At 71.9% G+C, this 23,227-nt stretch carries 13 protein-coding genes; 10 read left to right on the top strand and 3 right to left on the bottom strand.

The window, feature by feature from the left end; all coding sequences use genetic code 11:
• Positions 1-46: 46 nt before the first annotated feature.
• The 3 genes from ABFX81_RS33930 (at position 47) to ABFX81_RS33920 (ending at position 5,606) form a co-directional block, all read left to right on the top strand.
• Positions 47-2,242, top strand: coding sequence for an ATP-binding protein (locus tag ABFX81_RS33930; RefSeq protein ID WP_086855211.1), 2,196 nt, complete (start codon positions 47-49; stop codon positions 2,240-2,242).
• A gap of 124 nt (positions 2,243-2,366) precedes the next feature.
• On the top strand, positions 2,367-4,040 hold the full coding sequence (locus tag ABFX81_RS33925; protein WP_346139144.1) for a PucR family transcriptional regulator: 1,674 nt from the start codon (positions 2,367-2,369) through the stop codon (positions 4,038-4,040).
• A 120-nt stretch (positions 4,041-4,160) separates the two neighbouring features.
• Positions 4,161-5,606: an aldehyde dehydrogenase family protein gene (locus tag ABFX81_RS33920; protein ID WP_086850916.1), complete on the top strand. Its 1,446-nt coding sequence runs from the start codon at positions 4,161-4,163 to the stop codon at positions 5,604-5,606.
• A gap of 97 nt (positions 5,607-5,703) precedes the next feature.
• Here ABFX81_RS33920 and ABFX81_RS33915 read toward each other — a convergent pair whose 3' ends face one another.
• Positions 5,704-8,538 carry a glycoside hydrolase family 3 C-terminal domain-containing protein gene (locus ABFX81_RS33915; protein WP_086850918.1) on the bottom strand — a complete coding sequence of 945 codons (2,835 nt, stop codon included), beginning with the start codon at positions 8,536-8,538 and terminating at the stop codon, positions 5,704-5,706.
• Between the two features lie 370 nt (positions 8,539-8,908).
• Between ABFX81_RS33915 and ABFX81_RS33910 the strand changes: the two genes are divergently transcribed.
• From ABFX81_RS33910 to ABFX81_RS33880, 7 genes are all read left to right on the top strand, one after another.
• Positions 8,909-10,600, top strand: coding sequence for an extracellular solute-binding protein (locus tag ABFX81_RS33910; protein ID WP_086850920.1), 1,692 nt, complete (start codon positions 8,909-8,911; stop codon positions 10,598-10,600).
• A gap of 27 nt (positions 10,601-10,627) precedes the next feature.
• Positions 10,628-11,662, top strand: a complete 1,035-nt coding sequence (locus tag ABFX81_RS33905; RefSeq protein ID WP_086850922.1) for an ABC transporter permease — start codon at positions 10,628-10,630, stop codon at positions 11,660-11,662.
• Positions 11,659-12,594 (top strand): carbohydrate ABC transporter permease, encoded by a 936-nt coding sequence (locus tag ABFX81_RS33900; RefSeq protein ID WP_086850924.1) that lies wholly within the window; start codon positions 11,659-11,661, stop codon positions 12,592-12,594. The genes ABFX81_RS33905 and ABFX81_RS33900 overlap by 4 nt, the downstream gene beginning before the upstream one ends.
• Positions 12,595-12,704: 110 nt before the next feature.
• Positions 12,705-14,903 (top strand): exo-alpha-sialidase, encoded by a 2,199-nt coding sequence (locus tag ABFX81_RS33895; protein WP_086850925.1) that lies wholly within the window; start codon positions 12,705-12,707, stop codon positions 14,901-14,903.
• Positions 14,903-16,882 (top strand): beta-galactosidase, encoded by a 1,980-nt coding sequence (locus ABFX81_RS33890; RefSeq protein WP_086850927.1) that lies wholly within the window; start codon positions 14,903-14,905, stop codon positions 16,880-16,882. Before ABFX81_RS33895 ends, ABFX81_RS33890 begins: the two co-directional genes overlap by 1 nt.
• Complete coding sequence (locus ABFX81_RS33885; protein WP_346139142.1) at positions 16,879-19,071, top strand: glycosyl hydrolase family 95 catalytic domain-containing protein; 2,193 nt, start codon at positions 16,879-16,881, stop codon at positions 19,069-19,071. The genes ABFX81_RS33890 and ABFX81_RS33885 overlap by 4 nt, the downstream gene beginning before the upstream one ends.
• 35 nt (positions 19,072-19,106) lie before the next feature.
• Entirely contained in the window at positions 19,107-19,820 is a 714-nt protein-coding gene (locus ABFX81_RS33880) for a GH12 family glycosyl hydrolase domain-containing protein (protein ID WP_086847556.1), read from the top strand.
• Positions 19,821-19,854: 34 nt separating this feature from the next.
• Here ABFX81_RS33880 and ABFX81_RS33875 read toward each other — a convergent pair whose 3' ends face one another.
• A complete protein-coding gene (locus tag ABFX81_RS33875; RefSeq protein ID WP_086847558.1) occupies positions 19,855-21,042 on the bottom strand; it encodes a sulfotransferase in 1,188 nt (395 codons plus the stop codon).
• A gap of 109 nt (positions 21,043-21,151) precedes the next feature.
• Positions 21,152-23,194: a TIM-barrel domain-containing protein gene (locus ABFX81_RS33870; RefSeq protein WP_086847560.1), complete on the bottom strand. Its 2,043-nt coding sequence runs from the start codon at positions 23,192-23,194 to the stop codon at positions 21,152-21,154.
• Between the last annotated feature and the right edge of the window lie 33 nt (positions 23,195-23,227).

Raw genomic sequence — 23,227 nt, 5'->3', positions numbered from 1 at the left:
TGGCTCGCGGACGGTCGACGGAGCAGCTGGTCAGGGGGCAAGGGCGATGGACAGCGACGGGACGCAGGAGGCGCGGGGTACGCATGCGAACCCGGTGCCGCGTCCGGCGGGGCCGCCGGAGGTGCCCGCGGTGCCGCCGAACGGCCACAGCGCGCCGCCGAACGGCCATGGCGCCGCGCCGGGCGTGTCCCCTGTGCCGCCCCGGCCGACCCGGGCGCCGGGGGTGCCCCCGATGCCGGACGGCTCCTCCTTCCTGACCTGGCTGCGCACGCCCCGGCCCGAGGCGCCGCCGGGCGTGTGGCGGTTCGGGCACCGGCCGCGGCCGGCGGAGCAGCCCGAGGAGATCCCCACCCGGCAGCTGCTGAGCGGGGCGCTGATCGCCTTCCTGGTGGGTTGGCTGATCTGGTCGCTGCTTCAGAACGGCTACCTCGGCAACTGGTGGTGGGTGCCGTTCGACCTGATCGTTCCCGACGCGTGGCGCGGCGCCGACAGCGGCATCGGCGAGACCGGCACGTTCGTCGTGTACCGGGGGTACGAGCTGCTCGTCGCCCTGGCGATCATGGTCGGGGTGAGCCGGCTCGGCCGCTGGGGCGAGGTGTGGCGCCGCTTCGTCGCCCCCCGCTTCCGCCGACCGGAGTCCCAGGAAGCCCAGCCGAGTGCTCAGGACGATCCGTCCCAGTGGAACGAGCTCCGCGCCGCCGGAGCCGTCGACGCCGCCGAGCGGCTCGCCGCCGAGGTCCGCTCCGGGCTCATGGGGGACGTCGACCATGCCCGGATCCTCCGTGCCTGGCAGGGCGTGCGCACCGGACGGCACAGCCTCGCCACCTTCAGCTCCACCGTCCTGCGGGACGGCGCCGCCGCCTGCCTCCACCCCTCCGGGGAGCGCGACCTGCCGGCCCGCCTCGCGCGTCACGACCTGATGACCGGCCAGGTACGGCTGGGTACGACCGTGGACGACTCCCGCAACCCCTACACCTACCGCGGGGCGGGCCTGGGCCTCGGGCCCGATCTGCTCGGCACCTCGCTCGTGGCCGTCGGCCCCGCCGGCTCCGGTAAGACCGGCACCGTCGTGCGGCCGCTCGCCGAGTCGCTGTGTCTGCACGCTCTCGCCGGGCGGGCCGCCGTGGTCGTGGTCGGGGCGGCGGGGGCCGGGCTCGGGCCGGCCGACGCGTATGACGTCGTCGTGCGGATCGGGAACCAGGAGTCGGAGTACGACCTGGATCTGTACGGAGGGACGGGCGACCCGGACGAGGCCGCGGCCGTGCTCGCCGAGGCGCTGGTGGGGGATCTCGCCGATCCGCACCCGGGCAGTGACAGCCGGCGTTCCACGACCGTGCTCGCCCAGCTGCTCGGGCCGTTCCGTGCCGTGCACGGGCGTTTTCCGTCCGTACCGGAGCTGCGGCAGCTGCTGGACGGGGCGCCGGGACCGCTGGCCGCGCTGCGGCAGGGGCTTCAGGACGCCGGGCAGGAGTCGCTGCTGCGCGAACTGGACGCGCGGGAGCGGCAGATGGGGCAGCCGGGCGATGTCGGCGGGGTGCTCGCGGATCGGGTCGCGCTGCTCGACCGGCCCGCCTTCGCCTCCTTCTTCGACACGTCCGGGAGCACCCGGCCCTTCACCCTCAAGGCCCTCGACCATCCCGTGCGGGTGCGTATCGACCTGCCCGAGCGCGGGCACGCCGACGCCTCCCGGATGCTGGCGCGGCTGGTGCTCGCGCAGTTCACGGCGAGTGTCGCCGTACGGGAGGACCGGTCGCTGTTCGCCTGTCTGGTGATCGACGACGCGACCGGCGTGGTGACGCCCGAGGCCGTGCGCGGCATCCAGCGGCTGCGGTCCGGCAATGCCGGGGTCGTGCTGACCCTGCGGACGCTGGACGACGTGCCCCGGCCGCTGCGCGGGCCGCTGCTCGGGGCCACCGGCTGCCGGATGGCCCTGTCGGGGCTCACCCCGTGGGACGGGCAGGACTTCGCCGAGGTCTGGGGCAAGGAGTGGACCGAGGCCCGGGACGTCACCGACCGGCAGATCATCGCGGAGACGCCCGCGGGCAAGGCGGTGCACATGCTGCGCCGGGTGATCACCGGCAAGGCCCCGACCGCGCGGGCGGTGACCGTGCGGCAGGTCGAGCGCGAGCGCTGGTCCGCCTCCGAGCTGGCGCACGGGGTGCCGGCCGGGCACGCGGTGCTGTCGCTGACGGATGTGAAGGGCGAGCACGCGCCACCGCTGCTGGTGGACCTTCGGGGCTGACGTCTTCCGGCAGGCGCCGGTACGCGGGGATCGTACGGTGAGGCAGAATCGTCACAGGTCGTTCATACGTGGCGGCCAAAAGACCACAAAGATCACACAGCCCTGACGCAGACCTGAAGGCCTCATGCCCCCGACGCTCGCCTCGCTCGTCCACCACTCCGCGCTGAAACTCACCGTGCGGGCGGGCGGAGACCGCCTCGACGTGCCGGTCCGCTGGGCGCACGTCAGCGAGCTCGCCGACCCCGTGCCCTACATGGAGGGCGGGGAACTGCTGCTGATCACCGCGCTCAAGCTGGACGCCGAGGAGCCGGAGGCCATGCGCCGCTACATACGGCGGCTGGCCGGAGCCGGGGTGGTCGGGCTCGGCTTCGCCGTCGGCGTCAACTACGAGGAGATCCCCAAGGCGCTCGTCGACGCGGCCGAGGAGGAGGGCCTGCCGCTGCTGGAGGTGCCGCGCCGGACGCCGTTCCTCGCCATCAGCAAGGCCGTGTCCGCCGCGATCGCCGCCGACCAGTACCGGGCCGTCACGGCCGGGTTCGCCGCACAGCGGGAGCTGACCAGGCAGGCGCAGACGGGCGGACCCGAGGGGCTGCTGGCCGCGCTGGCCTCCCAGGTCGACGGATGGGCCGCGCTGTACGACGCCTCGGGCGCCGTCGTCGCCACGGCACCCGAGTGGGCCGGGCGGCGGGCCGCGCGGCTCACCGGCGACGTGCAGCGGCTGCGGGAGCGGTCCGCGCCCGCCTCGTCCGTGGTCGGCGGACCGGAGAACGAGGACCGGGTCGAACTGCACACCATCGGCACCGGCCGGCGTCCCCGGGCGGCCCTCGCCGTGGGCACCGCCGCCGCCCTCGGCACCGCCGAGCGCTACGCCCTCCACTCGGCCATCGCCCTGCTGACCCTGACCACGGAACGCTCGCGGTCCCTCCAGGCGGCCGAGCAGCGGATCGGCGCGGCGGTGCTGCGCATGCTGCTGGCCGGGGAGCCGGACCACGCGCGCGCGGTCGCCGGGGACCTGTACGGCGGGCTGCTGGACGCGCCGTTCCGGATGCTGGTCGCGGAGCGGGTACCGGTGTCGGCCTCGGCCGCGCTGGCCCGTGCCGAGGCCCGGACGGGCGGCCCGGCCGCCGACCGGCCCTCCGCCGCCGCTCTCGCCGCGGCCGACACGAACGGCGACCCTCTCGCGGCGCTCACCGACGTCATGGAGTCCGCCGCGGCCCGGGCCGGCGAGGCCGTCCTCGTCGTGCCGGAGGGGGAGCGGCTGGTGGTGCTGGCCGCGGACGGCGGTGCCGCCGCGGCGGCCTGCGGGGAGTACGCGGCCGCCCTGGAGTCGGCCCGGGCCGGCGTGCGCGAGAAGGTGCCGGGCGGCGAGGAGGACGAACTGGTCGTGGGCCTGTCGGCGCCGGCCGGGCCGATCGCCGCGTCCGCCGCGTACAAGCAGGCCGAGCAGGCGCTGTCGGTGGCGCGGCGGCGCGGGCGCGTGCTCGTGGAGCACGAGCAGATGGCGGCCGGATCCGTGCTGCCGCTGCTGGCGGACGACGCGGTACGGGCCTTCGCCGACGGCATGCTGCGGCCGCTGTACGAGCACGACGCCACGGGCCGCGGCGACCTGGTCGCCTCCCTCCGCGCCTGGCTGTCCCGGCACGGCCAGTGGGACGCGGCGGCGGCCGACCTCGGCGTCCACCGCCACACCCTCCGCTACCGCATGCGGCGCGTCGAGGAGATCCTCGGCCGCTCCCTGGACGACGCCGACGCGCGGATGGAGCTCTGGCTCGCCCTGAAGGCGGTCAGCTCCGAGTAGCCAGACCGTAGTGTGCCCGGCCCTTATTGCTACGCCCCGGACAAACGACCTTCGGCCACCCCGCCCCTACCGTGGAACCGCAGCACAGATCACCCCCAACGCCGAAGGGCCGGAACCAACATGACTTCCACCCACGCCTTCTGGCTCGCCGGCCGTGAGGCCACCGGCGAGGACACCTTCGATGTCACCTCCCCGTGGGACGGGCGGCTCGTCGGCAAGGTGAGCGTGCCGACGGACGCGCAGGTCGAGGAGGCCGTGGCCGCCGCGTACGCCGTACGGGACGAGTTCGCCGCCACCCCGGCCCACGTCCGCGCCGCCGCCCTCGACCACGTCAGCAGGCGCCTCGTCGAGCGCACGGAGGAGATCGCGCAGCTGATCTCCGCCGAGAACGGCAAGCCCCTCAAGTGGGCGCGCGGCGAGGTCGGCCGGGCCGTGTCCGTCTTCCGCTTCGCGGCCGAGGAGGCCCGTCGGTTCAACGGCGGCGAGGCCCAGCGCCTCGACACCGACCTCGGCGGCCAGGGCCGGCTCGCCCTCACCCGCCGCTTCCCGAAGGGCGTGGTGCTCGGTATCGCGCCCTTCAACTTCCCGCTCAACCTCTGTGCCCACAAGGTCGCCCCGGCCATCGCCGCCGGCGCCCCGATCATCCTCAAGCCGGCCCCGGCCACCCCGCTGTCCGGCCTGATCATCGGCGACCTGCTGGCCGAGACCGAACTGCCCGCGGGCTCCTGGAGCATCCTGCCCGTCGCCAACGACAGGATGCCCGCCCTGGTACAGGACGAGCGCCTGCCCGTGATCTCCTTCACCGGCTCCGAGAAGGTCGGCTACGCGATCATGGACTCGGTGCCGCGCAAGCACTGCACCCTGGAGCTGGGCGGCAACGGCGCGGCCGTCGTCCTCGCCGACTGGGCGACCGAGGAGGACCTGGACTGGGCGGCGAACCGCATCGCCACCTTCTCCAACTACCAGGGCGGCCAGTCCTGCATCTCCGTCCAGCGGGTCATCGCGGACGCCTCCGTGTACGACCGGCTGCTGCCGCGCATCGTCGCCGCCGTCGAGGCCCAGGTCACCGGCGACCCGAGCGACGACGCGACCGATGTCGGGCCGCTGGTCAGCGAGGACGCCGCCAAGCGCGTCGAGGCGTGGGTCCGGGAGGCGGTCGACGCCGGTGCCGCGCTGCTCACCGGCGGCAAGCGCGACGGCGCCTCCTACGCGCCGACCGTGCTGGCCGGCGTACCGGCCGACGTCACCCTCTCCTGCGAGGAGGTCTTCGGACCGGTCCTCACCGTGCAGAAGGTGAACGGCGAGGCAGAGGCCTTCGCCGCCGTCAACGACTCCAAGTACGGCCTCCAGGCAGGCGTTTTCACCCACGACCTCCAGACCGCCTTCCGGGCCCACCGCGCCCTGGAGGTCGGCGGCGTCGTCGTCGGCGACGTCCCGTCCTACCGCGCCGACCAGATGCCGTACGGCGGCGTCAAGCAGTCCGGCGTGGGCCGCGAGGGCGTGCGGTTCGCGATGGAGGACTACACGTACGAGCGCGTGATGGTCCTCACCGGCCTCAGCCTCTAGCTCATGGGAACCATTTTCATATAGAGTGGACGAAGAGGCCCGGCACCGATGCCTTCCGGTGCCGGGCCCCTTCTCTTTGCCGGCCTGCTCCGGACCCTCAACCGGAGAAGCCGACGTGCGCGAGCCGCAGCGGGCCGCGCAGTCTCAGGTGCACGTCATGGAGCCCCGCGGCGGCGACGGGCACGCCGAGCGAGACGTAGTCGTACGGGCCTGATGTCGGGGCGGCGGTCGACAGCACCGCGAGCGCCGGCCCGCCGTCGAGGGACAGCTCGACCGAGCCCTCACCGGCCACCTCCACCGTCACGCCGGAGATGCCGGGCCCGAAGTCGCAGGCGCGGTAGATCAGTTCGCCCGCCGTCCCGTCCGCCGGCGTCACCGCGTCGCCCGACACCTTCGTACGGTCGACGATCTCGATGCCGCTCTGCTCGTCGAAGCCGGCCGCGGCCAGGCCGCCCGCGACGACCGCGCGCGGCAGGGCGGGCTCGCCGTCGAGCGTGACGGTCGTCCGCAGCCGGACGTCCTCGCTGGAGGCCCCCGCCAGCAGCTCGTAGGCGCCCGGCTCCAGACGCCACCGGTCCTGGGCCACGTCCCAGAACTCGAAGGCGGACAGCGGGACCTGGAAACCCAGCTCCGCGGTCGCGCCGGGGGCGAGGGTGACGCGGCGGTGGTCCAGCAGCTCGCGGCGGGGACGCGGGACGGACGGGCCGACCGCCCGGGTGTAGAGCTGCGCGACCTCGTCGGCGGTGACGTCACCTGTGTTGGTGACCGTGAAGGAGACGCGCACCGACCCGTCCTCCACGCGGGCCGTCAGGCCGTCGTACGCGAACGACGTGTACGACAGGCCGTGCCCGAAGGGGAACAGGGGCGTGCCCTCGAAGTACAGATACGTCTGCCGGCTCCCGACCACGTCGTAGTCGAGGAGGCCGGGCAGGTCGGCGTCGTCGGCGTACCAGGTCTGCGGGAGGCGGCCGGCGGGGGAGACGTCACCGGCCAGCACGCGGGCCAGGGCGGTGCCGGCCGCCTGGCCGCCGTGCGCGGTCCACAGCACGGCCGGGAGGTCTGCCGGGTCGACCGCGTACGGGTAGGCGGAGACCAGCGCCAGCACGGTCGCCGGGTTCGCCGCGCGGGCGGCCCGCAGCAGCCGCTCCTGGTGCCCGGGCAGCCGCAGGGTCGTGCGGTCCTCGGTCTCGCGGCCGTTGATGTGCGGGTCGTTGCCCGCCACCACCACGACCACGTCCGCCTGCGCGGCGGCACGTGCCACCGCCTCCTCGCCGCGCTCGACGACGACCAGCTCGAAGACCTCGGGATCTTCCTCGGCAACCTTCACGCCGTCGGCGGAGACACACACGTGGCGACCCGTCCCCAGGTGCTTCAGGAGGTGCCCGTTCTCGTGCGGTTCCAGACGGAACGTCTCCTGGACGATCCAGCCCCCCGGCTGGTCGGCGGAGGCGCGGACACAGCCGTCGTCGGCGACCGAGAGGTAGCGGCCGTCGGGCGCGCGCAGGGTCAGCACACCCTCGCCCCAGTCGACCAGCGCCAGCTCGGTGCCGGTCGCGTCGGTGGTGAGCGGGGGCAGGTCCGTGCGGCCCGCGAGCAGGGCCGGGTCGAGGGCGCCCTCGGCGCCGCGCACCTCGTCGTCGGCGTCCGCCTCGGGGACGTGCAGGAAGGTCCCGGCCGAGGTCTTCAGCCGGACCCGGTCCACGCCCTCCGCGAACTCCACCCGCTCCGTCCCGAACCGCTCGTACAGGCCCTCCAGCGGGGTCGAGCGGTGGATGAGCGTGCCGCTGTACCAGTCGCGCTTGCACTCGTCGGCGAGCAGACCGACCACCGCGACCCGGGTGTCCGGGGCGAGCGGCAGCAGCCCGTCGTTCTTCAGCAGCACGACGGCCTGCTCGGCGGCCTCCTGCGCGAGGGCGCGGTGCGCCGGGGTGTCGAACTCGCTGGTGGCGTCGTGCGGGTCGTACTCCGGGTCGAACTCGCCGAGCCGGAAGCGGACCGAGAGCTGCCGGCGCACCGCCGTGTCGACGTCGGCCTCGGTCAGCAGCCCGCGCTCCAGGGCGCCTCGCAGGCGGCCGATCATCTGCGAGGAGTCCGTGCCGTGGTCCGTGAAGCTGTCGACGCCCGCCACGAGGGAGGCCGCGGTGGCCTCCTCGTGCGTGTCGAAGTAGTGCTCGGAGTCCACCAGGTTGCTCGGCGCGCCCGCGTCCGAGCAGACCAGCAGGTCCTCGTCGGTCCAGGCGCGCAGGTGCTCGCCCAGGTACGGGGAGACGTGGTTGGGGCGGCCGTTGACGAGGTTGTACGCCGGCATCACTCCGGCCACCGCACCCGCCTCGACCGTCTCGCGGAAGGCACGCAGGTCGTACTCGTGCAGCACGCGCGGGCGCACCGAGCTCGACGTCGTGGACCTGTCCGTCTCGTTGTTGTGGGCGAGCCAGTGCTTCAGCACGGGCGCCGCGCGCCAGTAGGTCGGGTGGTCGCCGCGCAGGCCGTGCGTGTAGGCGGTGGCGATCGCCGAGGTGAGCTTCGGGTCCTCCGAGTAGCCCTCCTCGTTGCGGCCCCACAGGGGGTGGCGCAGCAGGTTGACGGTCGGCGCCCAGACGTTGAGGCCGACCCGGTCGTCCTTGGCGCGCAACGCGCGGACCTCCTTGGACACCGCGTCGCCGACGCGCCGCACCAGCTCCGGATTCCAGGTGGCACCCAGGCCGACAGCCTGCGGGAACACCGTCGCCGGGCCCATCCACGCCACGCCGTGCAGGGCCTCCTGGCCGGTGCGGAAGGCGGCGATGCCGAGCCGTTCGACGGCGGGCGCGAACTGGTGCAGGAAGGCGATCTTCTCCGCCGGCGTGAGCCGCGACAGGAGGTCGTCGATCCGCTTCGCGAACGGCAGGCGCGGATCGCGGAACGGCGGACTGGGCGGCGTGTGTGCGGTCACGTGGGATCCCTTTGCGGTGGAGCGGCGAGGCGCTTTCGAAGCGCTTCGATGCTCATTCGACGTGGGGGCGGGTGTCAAGACACCGCGGCGCAACAGCTCCGGCCTTTCGGCGGTGTTGCAAGCCGCATACGCGTCACATCACGCTTGTGCACACCCGCGAGGAATCTTGGAATCGCCCCTTGTGCGCCCCTGGGTGTTCACTTAACCTCGCAGCAACATCGAAGCGCTTCGACTATGAAGTCCGCCACCCGGTGGTGCGCACTCCTCGTCACGCGTCGGAGTATCGCTTCGGCTCAGCCAGTTCCACTCGAGACACCGCAGCCGACGGCCCACCGCCGGGTGTCCTGGTGCGCCATGAAGGGTTGACGCAATGACGCCGAACGCCGCCTCCGCCTCCTCCGGACCGAGCCGGAGAAGTTTCCTCGCCTCCACGGCGGTCGCCACCGCAGCGGTGGCGGGGGGAATGCCGCTGCTCTCCGCCTGCGGCGGTTCGGGCGGCGGGGGGCAGGACGGCACCACGTCGGGGAAGGACGCGAAGAAGATCCTGCCGGCCTTCGTGGCCAGCAACGTGGTGAAGCCGGACATCCCGGCCAAGAACGGCTCGGCGATCGGTTTCACCAGCAAGCTCGACCTGGCCACTTTGAAGACCTCGGTCACGAAGAAGCTCGGCAAGGGTGGCAAGGTCACCGTCATGGCGCCGTTCTGGGGCTCGCCGCCGAAGCAGAACAACGCCTACTACACGGCGATGAACGACCTGATCGGCGTCGACGTCGTCTGGCAGAACCAGGACGGCAACACCTACGACCAGAAGCTCGGCGCGGTCCTCGCCTCCAGCGACGTCCCGGACGTGGTGGTCGTCCCCGGGTGGAACATGGGCGGCAAGATACCCAGCGCCATCATCAGCAAGTTCGCCGATCTCGGCCCCTACCTGTCCGGGGACAAGGTCAAGGAGTACCCGAACCTCGCGGCGATCCCGACCGACGCCTGGCAGCGCTCCATCTTCGGCGGCAAGCTGCGCGGCCTGCCCATGCCGGCGCCGTCCGCCCCCTCCATGGTGCCCCTGTACCGGCAGGACATCTTCGAGAAGGAGGGCTACGAGGTCCCGAAGTCCTGCGACGAGTTCATGGCCCTGGCCAAGGAGATCACCAACGCCAAGGCCAAGCGGTGGGCCTGCCTGGACATGAAGTGGACCGCCTTCCAGGCCTTCGGTGTGCTCTCGGGCAGCGAGAAGCCGCTCGGCTGGAACCTCGTCGACGGCAAGCTCGTCAACCGCATCGAGACCGAGGAGTTCCTCGAGGCGCTGGAGTGGTCCCGGAAGCTCTTCGCCGCCGGGGTCGTCCACCCCGACTCCAAGATGGGCAAGAACGCCCCCGACCCGGGTCCCAAGTTCGCGGCGGGCGAGTTCCTGATCTACCCCAACAACATCTCCCAGTGGTGGGGCCGCACCGCTGAACAGGCCACTCAGAACCCGGACTTCAAGATCTGGGGCATGGACGTCTGGGGCCACGACGGCGGCGACCCCATCCTGTGGGCCGACCAGCCCGCCGGCATCTTCGCCTTCGTCAGCAAGAAAGCCTCCGAGTCGGTCATCCGCGACGTGCTGGCCGTCGCCAATGTCACCGCGGCGCCGTACGGCACCAAGGAGTACATGATGACCAACTACGGCGTCGAAGGCACCCACTACACCGTCAAGGACGGCGTCCCCGTCAAGTCCGACAAGGGCAACATCGAGGTGATGAACGCCTACGTCATGGTCGCGAGCCCCGCCGCGACCCTCGCGCACCCTGACTTCCCCGAGGTCGCCAAGGGCCAGGTCGAGTGGCAGCAGCGCATGGGCGCCCTCGCCAAGAAGTCCTCCTTCTGGGGCATGCAGATCACCGAGCCCGCCCGGTACACCAACCTCTCGAACGACGTCGAGCAGCTCGAGGACGACATCGTCCGCGGCCGGAAGAAGATCAGCGACATGCAGCAGTTCGTATCCGACTGGAAGAGCAAGGGCGGCGACAAACTGCGCGACTGGTACCAGAAGCTTCTCGACGAGAACGGCTCGGCGGCGAGCTGACCAGGCTCTGAGGCAAGGAGAACTGCCGTGTCCCACAGCACGGTGCCTCGGAGCAGCACCGAGGCCGGAACGCCCGAGAAGGTCCCGGTGGCGTCCGGTGACACCACCGGTTTCCGGGAGAAGCCACCTGCGGGCAAGCTGAGCCTCCGGCACAGGTTCCGACGCGATCGCGTCCTGGTGCTCATGACGCTGCCGGCCGTCCTGCTGGTGCTGGTCTTCAACTACCTGCCCATCCTCGGCAATGTCGTCGCCTTCCAGGACTACGACCCCTACATCAGCGACAACGGCATCATCTCCATCCTGAACAGCCCCTTCGTGGGCGTGGAGAACTTCCAGCGGATCTTCGAGGACTCGGCCTTCTGGAACGCCGTCGAGAACACGTTGGTGCTGTTCTTCGTCCAGCTCCTGCTGTTCTTCCCGATCCCGATCCTGCTCGCTCTGCTCATCAACAGCGTGGTCCGGCCTCGCGTGCGGGCCGTCGCGCAGGCGGTGCTCTACCTGCCGCACTTCTTCTCGTGGGTGCTGGTCATCGCCGTCTTCCAGCAGATGTTCGGCGGCGCGGGAATGCTCTCCCAGCTGCTGCGCCAGAACGGGTACGACGGCATCGACATCATGACCAACCCGGACACTTTCCCCTTCCTGCTCACCGCGGAGAGCGTGTGGAAGGACGCCGGGTGGGGGATCATCGTCTTCCTCGCCGCCCTGGCGTCGGTCAGCCCGGACCTGTACGAGGCCGCCGCGATGGACGGCGCGGGACGCTGGCGCCGCATGTGGCACGTCACCCTCCCCGCCCTGCGGCCGGTCATCGCGCTCCTGCTCGTGCTGCGCGTCGGCGACGCCCTGACCGTCGGGTTCGAACAGATCCTGCTGCAACGCGACGCCGTCGGACCGGGTGCGGGAGAGGTCCTCGACACCTTCGTGTGGTGGAACGGCGTGCGCAACCAGGACTTCAGCTACGCGGCCGCCGCCGGTCTCATCAAGGGCGTGGTCAGCATCGGCCTGGTCCTCGCCGCGAACAAGGTGGCCCATCTCATGGGCGAGCAGGGGGTGTACAAGAAGTGACCGCCGTCATCGAGAAACCGGCGAACAAGTCGCGCCCGTGGGCCGCGCCGCCCCGCCCCGCGTGGGAGGAGGAGCCTTCCAAGGCCGGCCTCGCGGGCAAGGGCATCGCCCTGTCGTTCGCCTGCCTGGCGATCCTCTTCCCGCTGTGGATCGTGATCGTCACCAGCCTGTCCTCGCGGAAGACCATCGACGAGGCGGGGGGCCTGGTGCTGGTGCCCAAGGGCATCACTCTCATCGCGTACCAGGAACTGCTCAGCGGCGGCCAGGTCACCCGCGCCGCGATCATCAGCATCCTCGTCACCCTGGTCGGCACGCTGTTCTCCATGGCGGTGTCCGTGCTGTGCGCCTACGGCCTCTCCCGGAGCGGATCCCTGGGCCACCGCTGGATCCTGATGACGCTGCTGGCGACCATGTTCTTCAGCGCCGGCCTCATCCCCACGTACCTGCTCGTGCAGTCCCTCGGCCTGATGGACAGCTATCTCGCGCTGATCCTGCCGAGCGCGATCAGCGTCTTCAACATCCTGGTCCTGCGCGGCTTCTTCATGGGGATCTCGCAGGAACTCATCGACAGCGCACGTATCGACGGTGCCGGAGACTTCCGCATCCTCCGGCAGATCGTCATGCCGCTGTCACGGGCCGTCCTCGCGGTGATCACGCTGTTCTACGCCGTCGGGTACTGGAGTGCCTGGTTCAACGCGTCGCTCTACCTGAACGACCAGGACATGATGCCGTTGCAGAACGTCATGATCCAGCTCGTGCAGAAGCAGGAAGCACCGGTCGGCCTGGGCCAGGCCATCAAGACCGGTCAGCTGTCGGGGCTGGCGGTGCAGATGGCGGTCATGGTGATGGCCCTGTTGCCGGTTGCCGTGCTGTCGCCCTTCGTCCAGCGGCACTTCAAGAAGGGCATGCTCACGGGGGCCGTGAAGGGCTGACCTCAGGGCTGCCGGTTGTTCGTCGTCCGGGGCTGCTTCGCGGCTTGTCGCGCAGTTCCCCGCGCCCCTGAGGGCACCTACTTCCCCCTCCTGCGAGAACGAGGTATGTCATGAGCACGTTTCACCTCAGCAGACGTTCCGTGCTGGCCGGGACCGCGGTCGCCGCCGCAGCCGTCTCCCTGCCGCTGGCCCAGGGACGCGCACAAGCCACCGCCACCCCCGCGAAGAACGGGTACCGCTGGCGCAGCGCCGCCCAGGGCGGCACCGGTTTCATCACCGGCGTGCTGTTCCACCCCTCCACCAAGGGGCTCGCCTACCTCCGCACCGACATCGGCGGCGCCTACCGCTGGGACGACCGGACCGACCGGTGGATCCCGCTGACCGACCACCTCGGCTGGGACGACTGGAACCTGCTGGGCGTGGAGGCCATGGCCGTCGACCCGGCGCATGCGAACCGGGTGTACCTCGCCCTCGGCACGTACGCCCAGTCCTGGGCGGGCAACGGGGCCGTGCTGCGGTCCGAGGACCGTGGGGCCACCTGGAAGCGCACCGACCTCACCGTGAAGCTCGGCGCCAACGAGGACGGGCGCGGCTGCGGTGAGCGGCTGCTCGTCGACCCGCGCGACAGCGACACCCTGTGGCTCGGTACCCGGCACGACGGGCTGCTCAAGTCGACCGACCGGGGCGCCACCTGGCAGGCCGCCACCTTCCCGGCCACCCCCAGCGCCACCGGCCAGGGCATCACCCTCCTGGTCGCCGCGGGCCGCAGCGTCTACGCCGGCTGGGGCGACTCCGACGGCACCTCCCCGAACCTCTACCGCACCACCGACGGCACCACCTGGGAGGCCGTCCCCGGGCAGCCCGCCGGCACCGCCGCCAAGGTCCCGATCCGGGCCGCGTACGACCGGCACGCGCGCGAGCTGTATGTGACGTACGCCAACGCCCCCGGCCCGAACGGCCAGTCCGACGGCAGCGTGCACAAGCTGCGCACCACGAGCGGGAAGTGGACCGATGTCACGCCCGTGAAGCCGGGCGGCACGACGGCCGACGGCTCCGCCGACGCCTTCGGCTACGGCGGGGTCGCCGTCGACGCCCGCCGCCCGGGCACGCTCGTCGTCTCCACCAACAACCGCTGGGCCGAGATCGACACCGTGTTCCGCTCCACCGACGGCGGCCGCACCTGGACGTCCCTGAAGGACAAGGCCGTCTTCGACGTGTCCGAGACGCCGTACCTCAAGTGGGGCGGGGACGAGCCCAAGTTCGGCTGGTGGATCCAGGCCGTCGCCCTCGACCCGTACGACTCCCGGCACATCGTCTACGGCACCGGCGCCACCCTCTACGGCACCCGCGACCTCAAGAACTGGGCCCCGCAGATCCGCGGTGTGGAGGAGGCGTCCATCCGTCAGCTGGTCTCGCCCCCGACCGGTCAGGCGCACCTGCTCAGCGGGTCCGGTGACATCGGCGTGATGTACCACGAGCGGCTCACCGCCTCCCCGTCGCGCGGCATGGCGTCGAACCCCGTGTTCGGCACGGCTACGGGCCTGTCGCTGGCCGCAGCGAAGCCGTCGTACGTGGTCCGGTCCGGCTGGGGGGACAACGGCAACGGCGCCTTCTCGAACGACGGCGGCAAGACCTGGGCCCCCTTCAAGGCCCAGCCGGACGTCGCCAAGACCGCGCCCGGCCCGATCGCCACCAACGCCGACGGCAGCGTGCTGCTGTGGTCCTTCGGCACGGCCAACCCCGGCTACCGCTCGGCGGACAACGGCGCCGGCTGGGAGGAGGTCGCCTCCTTCCCCAAGGGCGCCGCCCCCGTCGCGGACCCGATCGACCCCACCCGCTTCTACGCCTTCGACACCACCACCGGCACGCTGTTCGCCAGCACCGACAGCGGCCGGACCTTCACCGCGGGGGCCACCGGCCTGAACTCCGGCGACACCGAGTTCCAGCTGACAGCGGCCCCCGGGCGCTCCGGCGACCTGTGGCTGAGCCTGAAATGGAACGGGCTGTACCGCTCCACCGACGGCGGTGCGACCTTCACCAAGGTCGGCAGCTGCTGGGCGTCGTACACCCTCGGCTTCGGCAAGGCCGCCGAGGGCGCCTCCTACCCGGCGGTCTACATGGTCGGCTCCACCGAGAGCATCACCGCCGTGTACCGCTCCGACGACGAGGCGAAGAGCTGGACCCGGATCAACGACGACCAGCACCAGTGGGGCTGGATCGGCGCGGCCATCAGCGGGGACCCGCGCGTCTACGGCCGCGTGTACATCGCCACCAACGGGCGCGGAGTGCAGTACGGGGAGCCGGCCTGATGACCGGCAGGAAACAGCCCGCTCTGAGCGATGCCACCCGGGGGCGCCTCCTCTTCGGCGGCGACTACAACCCGGAGCAGTGGCCGGAGGAGACCTGGCACGAGGACGTCCGGCTGATGAAGGACGCCGGCGTCAACTCCGTCACCCTCGGGGTGTTCTCGTGGTCGAAGCTCGAACCGGAACCCGGCGCACGGGAGTTCGGCTGGCTGGACACGCTGATGGACCTGATGCACGAGAACGGCATCGGTGTCGTCCTCGCCACCCCCACCTCCTCGCCCCCGCCCTGGATGGGACGGCTGCACCCCGACACCCTGCCCGTCACCGAGGACGGCCGCACCGAGTGGTGGGGCGGCCGGCAGCACTTCTCGCATTCCAGCGCCACCTACCGGCGCTACGCCGCCGCCATCACCGAGGACCTGGCCGCCCGCTACGGCGGCCACCCGGCCCTGACGATGTGGCACATCAACAACGAGTACTGCACCTTCGACCACGGCGACGAGGCCGCGGCCGCCTTCCGCCGCTGGCTGCGCGAGAAGTACGGCACGCTCGACGCACTCAACGAGGCCTGGGGCACCGCCTTCTGGAGCCAGGGCTACGACTGCTGGGACGGCATCCTGCCGCCCCGCCTGCCCCACTACATGCGCAACCCCGGCCAGGTCCTGGACTTCCGGCGCTTCACCTCCGACATGCTCCTGGAGTGTTACACCGCCGAGCGGGACATCGTCCGCCGTCACACCCCGCACCTCCCGGTCACCACCAACTTCATGCCGCTGTGGTTCGGCCAGGACGGCTGGCGCTGGGCGGCGGAGGAGGACGTCGTCTCCGTCGACATCTACCCCGACCCGCGCGACCCGCTCGGCGCCCAGAACGGCGCGCTCGTCCAGGACATGACCCGCTCCCAGGCGCGCGGACCGTGGATGCTCATGGAGCAGGCGGCCGGGCCGGTCAACTGGCGTGGTGTGAACCACCCCAAACCGCGCGGCCTCAACCGGCTGTGGTCCCTCCAGGCCGTGGCCCGGGGTGCCGACGCCGTCTGCTACTTCCAGTGGCGGCAGTCCCGGCAGGGCGCGGAGAAGTTCCACTCCGGGATGGTCAGCCACGCGGGGGAGGAAGGCCGTACGTACCAGGAGGTCAAGCAGCTCGGCGCGGACCTGGCGAGGATCGCACCCCAGGTGACCGGCCGGCACATCACCGCGAACGTCGCCGTCCTGCACGACTGGAACGCCTGGTGGGCCGGCGCCCAGGACGGCCGCCCGTCCAGCCGGGTGGAGTACCCGGACGTCCTGCGCGCCTGGCACCAGGCCCTCTGGCGGGCGCACCTGACCTGCGACTTCGCCCACTCCGAGCACGATCTGACGCCGTACTCGGTGGTCGTCGTGCCCCAGCTCTACGCACTCACCGACGCGGCGATCGACAACCTCCTGGCCTACGCCCGCGGCGGCGGCACCCTGGTCTGCGGCTTCCTGACCGGCGTCGCCGACGAGGACGACCGGGTGCGCCCCGGTGGCATGGACGCCCGGCTGCGGGAGCTGTTCGGCATCCGTACCCTGCACGAGTGGTGGCCGCTGGACGCGGACGAGACCGTCGCGTGCGAGGGCTTCCGGGGCACGCTGTGGTCCGAGGAGATCGAGCCCGCCGATCCCGACCACACGGCCTGCTACAAGGGCGGCGAACTGGACGGCATGCCCGCCGTACTGCGCAAGGGCCGGGCCTGGTACGTCTCCACGCTCCCGGAGCCCGAGGCCCTGCGCGAGCTGCTGGCCCGGATCGCCGGTGACGCGGGCGTCCGGCCGGTGCTCGACGGCCTCCCCGAGCAGGTCGAGGCCGTCCTGAGGGGCGAGGTGCTGTTCGTGCTCAACCACGGCCGCGAGCCGGTGACCGTCGAGGTCCCCGGCACGCACCAGGACCTGCTGACGGGGTCGGCCGTCACCGACCGGGTCACCCTCGGCCGCTACGGGGCGGCGGTGCTCCGGCCATGACCGACGACTCCGCACCCGCCCACGGCACGTGGGAGCCCCACCCGGCAGCGCGCTGGGAGGACGGCTTCCTGAGCGGCAACGGCCACCACGGCGCCCTCGTGTTCGGCGACCCGAACGACGAGCGGGTCGTCGTCACCCACCACACCCTGGTACGGCCCAACGGCAGGGACCCCCGGCCCCCGCAGCTCGCCGCAGACCTCCCCGCCCTCCAGGACCGCCTCCTCGCGGGCGACACGACCGCGGCCGAGAGCTTCACCGACGGCCGGCCGCTCCAGTGGGTGCAGCCCTTCCACCCCGCCTTCCAGATCCGGCTGCGCCGGCCGCCGGGCGACTGCCCCGGCTACCGGCGCGACGTCGACTTCACCACCGGAGTCGTGCGGGCGGCCTGCACCGGCTGGAACAGCCGCCTCTTCGTCTCCCGGGCCGACGACGTGATCGTCCGGCAGGTCACCGGGCCCGGCCTCACCCTCGACATCGACCTGGACCACCGGCTGCCCGGCGCCCCCGCCGGACTGGGCGTCGGTCACGGAGCCGTCCTCACCCCCGAGGGTGCCCTGCTGAGCCTGCGCGCCCGCTACCCGGACAGCGACCTGGCCTGCACCGGCGTCACCCTGCTCGCCGTCACGGGCGGCACCACGACCCTCACGCCCCCCGGCGTACACGTCGAGGGAGCACGCTCCGTGCTGCTCCTCACCCGGGTGCACCGGCACACCGGCGAGCTGGACGTGGTCGCCGAGGGGCGTGCCCTGCGCGACCTGCTCACCGGGTACGACGAACTCCTCGGCCGCCACGCCGCCCTGCACCGCACCGCCTACGAGCGCGTCACCCTCGACCTGGCCGCCGACCCCGCCGAACGGGCGCTGCCGGGCTCCGAGTTGCTGAAACGGCCCCGCAGCGCCGCCCTGCTGGAGCGCCTGTTCGCGGCCGGCCGCTACCACCTGCTGTCCGCCAGCGGCCTCTTCCCGCCCCGCCTGACCGGACTGTGGACCGGCGACTGGAACACGGCCTGGTCGGGAGCGTTCACCAACGACGCCAACCTCAACCTCCAGACCGCGTCGGCCGCTGCCGCCGCCCTCCCCGAGGTCACCGAGGCCCACGCGAACCTGATCCACCGCCAGTTGCCCGACTGGCGCGACAACGCCCGCGCCGTCTTCGGTACCCGGGGCGCCGTCGCCCCCGCCCACACCGACGGCGAGTCCGGCCACTCGTACCACTTCAGCCGCGAGTACCCGCTGCACCTGTGGACCGCCGGCGCCGACTGGCTGCTCAAACCGCTCGTCGACCACGACGAGACCCACGGCACCCGCGACCCGCGCACCGCCGCCGCGCTCGCCGAAGCCGCCCTGTTCTACGAGGACTTCCTCACCCGCACGGACGAGGACGGCCGGCTCGTCGTCGTCCCCTCCTACTCCCCGGAGAACCGCCCCGCCAACGCGAGCTGGGGCACCCTCAACGCGGCCATGGACCTCTCAGCGGCCCGCCACGCCCTGCGCACGGCCGCCGCCTGCCACCCGGGCCCCGACGCCGACCGCTGGCAGGCCCTGGCCGACCGGCTCCCCCCGCACCGGATCAACGAGGACGGAGCCCTGGCGGAATGGGCCTGGCCGGGCCTGGAGGACTCCTACGACCACCGCCACCTCAGCCACCTCTACGGCGTCTGGCCGCTCGACGAGATCACCCCCTACGACACCCCCGAGCTCGCGGCCGCCGCGCACCGCGCCCTCGAACTGCGCGGCGCCGAGAACGACTCCGCGCACGGCCACCTGCACCACGCGCTCATCGCGGCCCGGCTCAGGGACGGCGACCGTGTCGCCCACGCCCTCGGCCAGGTCCTGGACGGCGACTTCTTCCACGCGTCCCTGATGAGCGCCCACTACCCGAACCGGAACGTCTACAACGCCGACGCCGCGCACACCCTGCCCGCCGTGCTGATCGAGATGCTCGTGCAGTCCACTCCGGACCGGCTGGTCCTGCTGCCCGCGCTGCCGACGGCGTACCCCAGCGGCGCACTGCGCGGTGTGCGCACCCGGTTCGGGGCCGAGATCGACCTCACCTGGTCCCCGGACGGCGCGGCCGCCGTCATCCGGCCGGGTCGCACCCACCGCGTCGAACTGCGGACTTCCTCCGGCACGGAATCCCTCCACCTGGCCGCCGGAGAAGACCACGCCCTCACCCTGAGGGAGTGGTAGTTCCCCCCATCCCCCCACCCCATGGAAGGGACACCATGGCATCACGCACCTTGAGCAGGGTCACCAAGGCCCTGCTCGCTCCCGCCCTGGCGCTCGGCGCCACCATAGGCCTCGCCTCCGCCCCCGCCTCCGCGGCCGTCTGGAACTCCTGCGACCAGTGGGGCAACACGAGCCTGAACGGCTACACGCTCTACAACAACATCTGGGGCTCCGGCGCCGGCAGCCAGTGCGTCTGGGCGAACTCCGGCACGAACTGGGGTGTCTGGGCCGACCACCCCAACACCGGCGGCATCAAGTCGTACCCGAACTCCAAGAAGGTGATCAACAAGTCGATCGACTCGCTGCGCTCCCTCTCCAGCAGCTACAACGTCTCCGTCCCGTCGTCCGGCGCGTACAACTCGTCGTACGACGTCTGGGACACGGACTACGACTACGAGATCATGCTCTGGGTGAACTACAACGGAGCGGTCGGCCCGATCGGCACCTCCCAGGGCTCCGTCAGCCTCGGCGGCCACACCTGGAACGTCTACAAGGGCAGCAACGGCAGCAACGAGGTCTTCTCGTTCCTTCGGACGTCCGACTCCAACTCCGGCACCGTCAGCATCCTGCCGATCCTGAAGTGGATCAAGGACACCAAGCGCTGGATGGGCAACGAGACCATCGGTGACGTCCAGTTCGGCTACGAGGTCACCTCGTCGTCCGGCGGACTCAACTTCACCACGAACAACCTGACGGTCAGCAGCAGCTGACGCCTCCCGGGGCCGGGGCCGGCCGCGCCGAGCTTCAGGCGCGGTCGACCTCGGCCCGCAGCGCGTTGTAGTCCGCGAACGCCGACTCGACCTCGGCGCGGGTCAGGCCGTAGTGGGACAGGTCGTAGGTGTGCTTGCGGGTGCCCTTGGGGCGGGCGACGGCCGCGGGGAGACGGGCCGCGTCGGCCTCGGTCCAGGGGGCTCCGACGGCCGCGTGGAGCTTCGGAGCGCCGGTCGCCGGATCGGAGCCGAGCCAGGCGTAGGGGGCGTCCACCAGCTGCTCCGCCGGGATGGCGGCGCGGGCCGCGAGGCCGCGCGTCATGGCACGGCTCAGCAGGCCGAGCCAGGTGGCGCCGATACCGGCCAGGTCGAGCGGGCGGGTGCTGACGGCCATGCCGTGCTCGATCAGCGAGCAGAAGGACGCCACGACGGTGACCGGGTCGCGGTGGCACCACACGATCGTGGCGTCGGGGAAGACCGTGCACAGCGCGTCCAGGTTCTCCAGGTGCATCGGGGACTTCAGCACCCAGCGCCGCCGCGGACGGCCGTACTGGAGCACCTGGTAGACCTGCTTGAGGTGCCGGTAGTCGGCGACGAAGTCCCGCCCGCAGTGCCAGGCCAGGTACTCGGGGATACGGGCCTGGGAGAACGGCATCAGGGCGTGCGGGAGCGCGAACGTGCACTCCTCGGGCCCCTCGGCGGCCATCGCGTGGATGTCGCGGAAGCGCGGCGTGAAGAGGTTCGTGCCCTGCACCAGCCGGCGCCCGGCCGTGATCGCCCTGCGCCGCTGCCGGGGCGGCAACTCCAGGTCGGGCCCGAGCAGTTCCCACAGCAGGGGACACCGGTGCTCGTCCGAGATCGACAGCACGGTGTGGGTGACGGTGGTGGCGGTGCGCGGCAGCCCCACGACGAACACCGGCTTCTCGATCGGCTCCTGCTCGATCTCCGGATGCTCGGTGATCAGCCGCCGCACCCGGGCCCGGTTGGCGAGGTGCCGGCGCACGTGGACCTGCGCCGACTGCCAGCCGACCGGGGTGAGGTTCTCGGCCTTCGCCCACCACCCCAGCAGCGACCGGAAGCCGTCGACGAACTCCCGGTCTCCCGGCGCCTCACCGGCCTCCACCACGATGCGGTCGAAGATCCGGTCCGGGTCCCGACGGGAGCCGAAGCCCGGCCGCAGCAGCAGATTCGCCAGCGTGAGGGGGAGCGGAGACGTGGACACGCAGGGAACCTATCCTCTCGAACACGCCTGTGGTGGACGGAAGTTGGCCGAACAGGCGAAAGGGGTGGCCGGAAGACCTCCATCGATCCGGCCACCCCTGACGACACGGCTACTCCGCTACAGGCAGCCGTGCCCCGTCCCGCAGGAACAGCGGGATGCGGTCCAGCGGGGCGTCGACCGTCACGGACCGGCCGCCCTCGTACGTCTCACCCGTCCACGCGTCCGTCCAGACGGCCCCCGCCGGCAGGTACGCCGTACGGGCGGTGGCGCCGGCGGTGAGCACCGGGGCGACCAGCAGGTCCGGGCCGAAGAGGTAGGAGTCGTCGACCGACCAGGCGGCCTGGTCGTCCGGGAACTCCAGGAACAGCGGCCGCATCACGGGCAGGCCCTCCTCGTGGGCCTCCCGCATGACGCGCAGGACGTACGGCTTCAGGCGTTCGCGCAGCCGCAGGTACTTCTCCAGGACGGCCAGCGCTTCCTCGCCGTACGACCACACCTCGTTCGGGCCGCCGGTCATCTCCGGGCCCAGCGGCATGCCCGGGTCGCGGAAGCCGTGCAGGCGCATCAGCGGGGACAGCGCGCCGAACTGGAACCAGCGGACCATCACCTCCCGGTACGCCGGGTCGTCCGGGTCGCCGCCGTGGAAGCCGCCGATGTCGGTGTTCCACCACGGGATACCCGACAGCGCGGTGTTGAGGCCGGCCGCGATCTGGCGGCGCAGGGTCGGGAAATCCGTGCCGATGTCACCGGACCACAGGGCGGCGCCGTAGCGCTGACTGCCCGCCCAGGCCGAGCGGTTGAGGCTGACCACCTCCTCCTCGCCGGTGGCGACGAGCCCCTCGTAGAACGTGCGGGCGTTCTCGGCCGGGTAGATGTTGCCGACCTCCAGGCCGGGGCCCGCCCAGTAGCGCAGGTTCTCCTGGAAGCCCGGCTTCAGCTCCGGCTCGCAGGCGTCCAGCCAGAACGCCGTGATGCCGTACGGGTCGAGGTAGTTCTCCTTCACCTTCGACCACACGAAGTCCCGGGCGTCCGGGTTGGTGGCGTCGTAGAAGGCCACCTGGACCGTGGAGGCGACCTCCTTGTCGGGCCAGTCGGCGTGGGCCATCGGGCCGTACTGCGTACCGATGAAGTAGCCGCGCTGCTCCATGACCGGGTGGTTCTCGCTCAGCGGCGACACCGAGGGCCAGACGCTCACCACCAGCTTGATGCCGAGCTCCTCCAGCTCGCGCACCATCGCCGCCGGGTCCGGCCACTCCTTCGGGTCGAACTTCCACTCGCCGAGGTGCGTCCAGTGGAAGAAGTCGCACACGATCGCGGAGATGGGCAGGCCCCGACGCCTGTACTCCCGTGCCACCGCCATGAGTTCGTCCTGGGTGCGGTAGCGCAGCTTGCACTGCCAGAAGCCCGCCGCCCACTCCGGCAGCATCGGCGTCCGGCCGGTCACCGCGCTGTAGCGGCGCTGGGCGGCGGCCGGGTCGCCCGCCGTGATCCAGTAGTCGATCTGCCGGGCCGAGTCGGCGACCCACCGCGTGCCGTTGTGCGCGAGCTCCACACGGCCGATCGCCGGGTTGTTCCACAGCAGGGTGTAGCCGCGGCTGGAGGTCAGCACCGGGATGCCGACCTCGGCGTTGCGCTGCACCAGGTCCAGGACCAGGCCCTTCTGGTCGAGGCGCCCGTGCTGGTGCTGGCCGAGGCCGTACAGCTTCTCGTCGTCGTACGCGGCGAAGCGCTGCTCCAGGCGGTGGTGGCCGTTGCCGACAGCCGTGTAGAGGCGGGAGCCGGGCCACCAGAAGTGGGCGCGGTCCTCGGCGAGCAGTTCGGCGGAGTCCTCCGTCCGCAGGAAGCGGACCAGGCCCTCGGCGCTCACCTCGACGGTGAGCGCGCCGACGGTGAGCTGCCCGCGCCCGTCCTCGATCTTCACGGTGGACGGCGAAACGGGGGCCTCGTCGAGGAGCGCGCCCGGGAGCCCTTCGAGCACCGGGCCGCCGAGCCGGGCCCGCACCCGGACCGCGTCCGGACCCCACGGCTCGATCCGTACGGTCTCCTGACGGCCGCTCCACTCCAGCGCGCCGTCCCGCTCGCGGAACGTGCCGACGGTGGGGGAGGACTGCGCCAGGCTCACCTGGGTCTGGGTTTCAGCAGGCTGATTCACGTGGCGGGCTCCTGTGCTCCTGGGGGAGTGCAG

Origin of the sequence: Streptomyces coeruleofuscus, from assembly GCF_039532725.1 — a bacterium.
GTDB lineage: Bacteria > Actinomycetota > Actinomycetes > Streptomycetales > Streptomycetaceae > Streptomyces > Streptomyces coeruleofuscus.
The sequence above is the reverse complement of the archived record's forward strand: the minus strand, read 5'-3'. Positions and strand labels throughout refer to the sequence as shown.

Excerpts from the sequence above, each read along its gene's own strand:
- ABFX81_RS33925 (WP_346139144.1), top strand. The coding sequence starts at position 2,367 with ATGCCCCCGACGCTCGCCTCGCTCGTCCACCACTCCGCGCTGAAACTC.
- ABFX81_RS33880 (WP_086847556.1), top strand. The coding sequence starts at position 19,107 with ATGGCATCACGCACCTTGAGCAGGGTCACCAAGGCCCTGCTCGCTCCC.
- ABFX81_RS33910 (WP_086850920.1), top strand. The coding sequence starts at position 8,909 with ATGACGCCGAACGCCGCCTCCGCCTCCTCCGGACCGAGCCGGAGAAGT.
- ABFX81_RS33920 (WP_086850916.1), top strand. The coding sequence starts at position 4,161 with ATGACTTCCACCCACGCCTTCTGGCTCGCCGGCCGTGAGGCCACCGGC.
- ABFX81_RS33890 (WP_086850927.1), top strand. The coding sequence starts at position 14,903 with ATGACCGGCAGGAAACAGCCCGCTCTGAGCGATGCCACCCGGGGGCGC.
- ABFX81_RS33930 (WP_086855211.1), top strand. The coding sequence starts at position 47 with ATGGACAGCGACGGGACGCAGGAGGCGCGGGGTACGCATGCGAACCCG.
- ABFX81_RS33885 (WP_346139142.1), top strand. The coding sequence starts at position 16,879 with ATGACCGACGACTCCGCACCCGCCCACGGCACGTGGGAGCCCCACCCG.
- ABFX81_RS33895 (WP_086850925.1), top strand. The coding sequence starts at position 12,705 with ATGAGCACGTTTCACCTCAGCAGACGTTCCGTGCTGGCCGGGACCGCG.